Origin of the sequence: Amycolatopsis sp. NPDC059021, from assembly GCF_042739895.1 — a bacterium.
GTDB lineage: Bacteria > Actinomycetota > Actinomycetes > Mycobacteriales > Pseudonocardiaceae > Amycolatopsis.
In genome coordinates, this window is sequence record NZ_JBHYIQ010000076.1 from 8991 (window position 1) to 11211 (window position 2221).

Consider the following 2221-nt stretch of genomic DNA (forward strand, 5'->3'; position numbering starts at 1 on the left):
GCTTCAGTGGGATGAAGTCCCCGGCACCGCACCGCCGCGCGCCGATGCCCGCGGCGGATCAGTCCGAAGTGGATAGTGAGAGGGCCGGTGTTTTCCCGGCCTCCGGGAGGCCGGGGCGGTCCGGTCGCCGCGGAGCGGGTTCGTCCCGGGAATCGTGCTGTGCGGCGGACTCGGCGTTGTCCCAGGCGAGAGCGGCGACCATGCCGGGGTGATAGCGGCACATCAGGACCGCGCCGCCAGCGAGCTGGTTTCCCAGGCAAACCCGTCCGGGTCGGTGAAGGTCCCGGCGCCACCGACGGCGATCCGGTGCGAGCCGGTGCCGTCCGGGGCGACGCCGAGGTCCTTGGCGAGGGCGCGGCGCCGGTACAGGGCCAGCTTGACGGCGCCGTCCCCGGCGGCGAACTCGACGTACTTGCGGCCGAAACTCCGTGCCACGGTGAGGCCCTGGCCGACGTAGAACTGCTTGCTCGCGGCCACGTCGGCGACCCCGAGGAGGAGCACGAAGTCGTCGATCCGCCGGGTGGCGGGGCCGGTGTCCTTCTTCGCCGAGGTCGCGACCTTCCAGATCGCGCCGTCCGGAGCCTGGACGACCCCGCCGTAGCCCCACAGCGATTTCGCGGCGGGCTTGATCGTGGTCGCCCCGGCCTCGACGGCGGTGCCGACGAGGGCGTCGACGTCGGCGGGCTGGGACACCGTGAGCGCCAGGGTGAAGCCACGAAAGCCCGTGCTCGGCGTCTGCGACGCCCTCATGCGGAGCTGGGTGTCCAGCCCGAAAGCGGTGGCGTAGAAGCGTTCGGCGGCTTCGACGTCGGTTGTTTCGAGGGTGATGCTGTCGATCGAGGTCATGACGGGAACGTTAGGCGCGGCCCGGGGACCCGTGCTTCTCGATTCCTGATCGGTCTCGCGCGACTCGGCGCGGGATCGGAAATGTCGGGGGCCCGTGTTAGCCTCACGGCATGCTCATCGAGGTGGACAGAGTCTAGCCGCCGGGCCGTCGGCGGCGTGTCGGCCGGCACCGGCCCATGACGACTCTTCCCACCGAACTTCCTTTCGCTTCGCGTGTTGCGCGGGCGCGAGTGTGTGCTTGACCAGCCACACCGTTCGCGACGACGAAGGAGGAAGCGATGACTCCCAGGAGTACCGATGACGCACGAAATTCCCCGGCCGCCGTTCGATCCCGAACTCGCCGCCGTGTTGCCGACGCTCGAGGGCCGGGCCCCGGCCGGCATGACGGCGGATCGGCTGGAGCACTACCGGGCGCTGCCCTTTCCCACGCTCGCGGAACAGATCGGCGACCGGCCGGTCGGCTGCGTACACCACACGATCACCGGCCACGGCGGGGCGGAGATCGCCGTCTCCGTGCTGTCCCGTGTGGACCACGAGAATCCGGGGCCGGGGATCTACCACATCCACGGCGGCGGAATGGTGATGGGCGACCGGTTCGCCTCGGCCGGTCCGCTGATCGACTGGGCGGTGAAGTACGACGCGGTCGCCGTCACCGTCGAGTTCCGCCTGGCGCCCGAACATCCCGACCCCGTTCCCGTCGAGGACTGTTACGCGGGTCTGCGCTGGATGGCCGAAAACGCGGACGCACTGCGGTTCGATCCCGGCCGGTTGGTGATCTTCGGCGGCAGCGGCGGAGGTGGCCTCGCCGCCGGGACCACGTTGCTGGCTCGCGATCGTGGCGGCCCGGCGCTGCTCGGCCAGTTGCTGCAGTGCCCGATGATCGACGACCGGAACGAGACGGTGTCGTCACATCAGTACGACGGCGTCGGAGTCTGGGACCGGACGAGCAATCTCACCGCGTGGACGGCGGTCCTCGGGGAGCGCCGGGGAACCGACGGCGTCTCGCCGTACGCGGCGGCGGCGCGGGCGTCGGATCTGAGCGGCCTGCCCCCGACGTTCATCGACGCCGGCGCGGCGGAGGTGTTCCGGGACGAGGACGTGGCGTTCGCGAGCGCGATCTGGGCGGCGGGCGGGGACGCGGAACTGCACGTCTGGGGCGGTGCGTTCCACGGCTTCTACGACCTCGCACCGGAATCCGCGGCGGCCGTGGCGTGCCTGGCCGCCAGGGAATCCTGGCTTGAGCGGTTGCTCGGCCGATCCGCGTCGTAGCACGACGTGGGGGGGGGGGGGGGGGGGCGGGGGCCCGGGCCGGGCCCCCGCGCGCGCGCGCGCCGCCGGGCGGGCCGGCGGCCCGGCGCGGGGGACACGCGCACCC

Annotated in this window: 2 protein-coding genes; one reads left to right on the forward strand and one right to left on the reverse strand. The window is 72.0% G+C overall.

From position 1 onward, the window contains the following. Positions 1–222: 222 nt before the first annotated feature. A complete protein-coding gene (locus ACFWX1_RS34245) occupies positions 223–846 on the reverse strand; it encodes a glyoxalase (protein ID WP_378393910.1) in 624 nt (207 codons plus the stop codon). A gap of 297 nt (positions 847–1143) precedes the next feature. Here ACFWX1_RS34245 and ACFWX1_RS34250 point away from each other — a divergent pair, with 297 nt between their 5' ends. Beyond that, positions 1144–2115 (forward strand): alpha/beta hydrolase fold domain-containing protein, encoded by a 972-nt coding sequence (locus ACFWX1_RS34250; RefSeq protein WP_378393911.1) that lies wholly within the window; start codon positions 1144–1146, stop codon positions 2113–2115. The last annotated feature ends 106 nt before the right edge of the window (positions 2116–2221 follow it).

Coding starts and splice junctions, on each gene's coding strand:
- ACFWX1_RS34245 (WP_378393910.1), bottom strand. CDS start 846: ATGACCTCGATCGACAGCATCACCCTCGAAACAACCGACGTCGAAGCC.
- ACFWX1_RS34250 (WP_378393911.1), top strand. CDS start 1,144: ATGACGCACGAAATTCCCCGGCCGCCGTTCGATCCCGAACTCGCCGCC.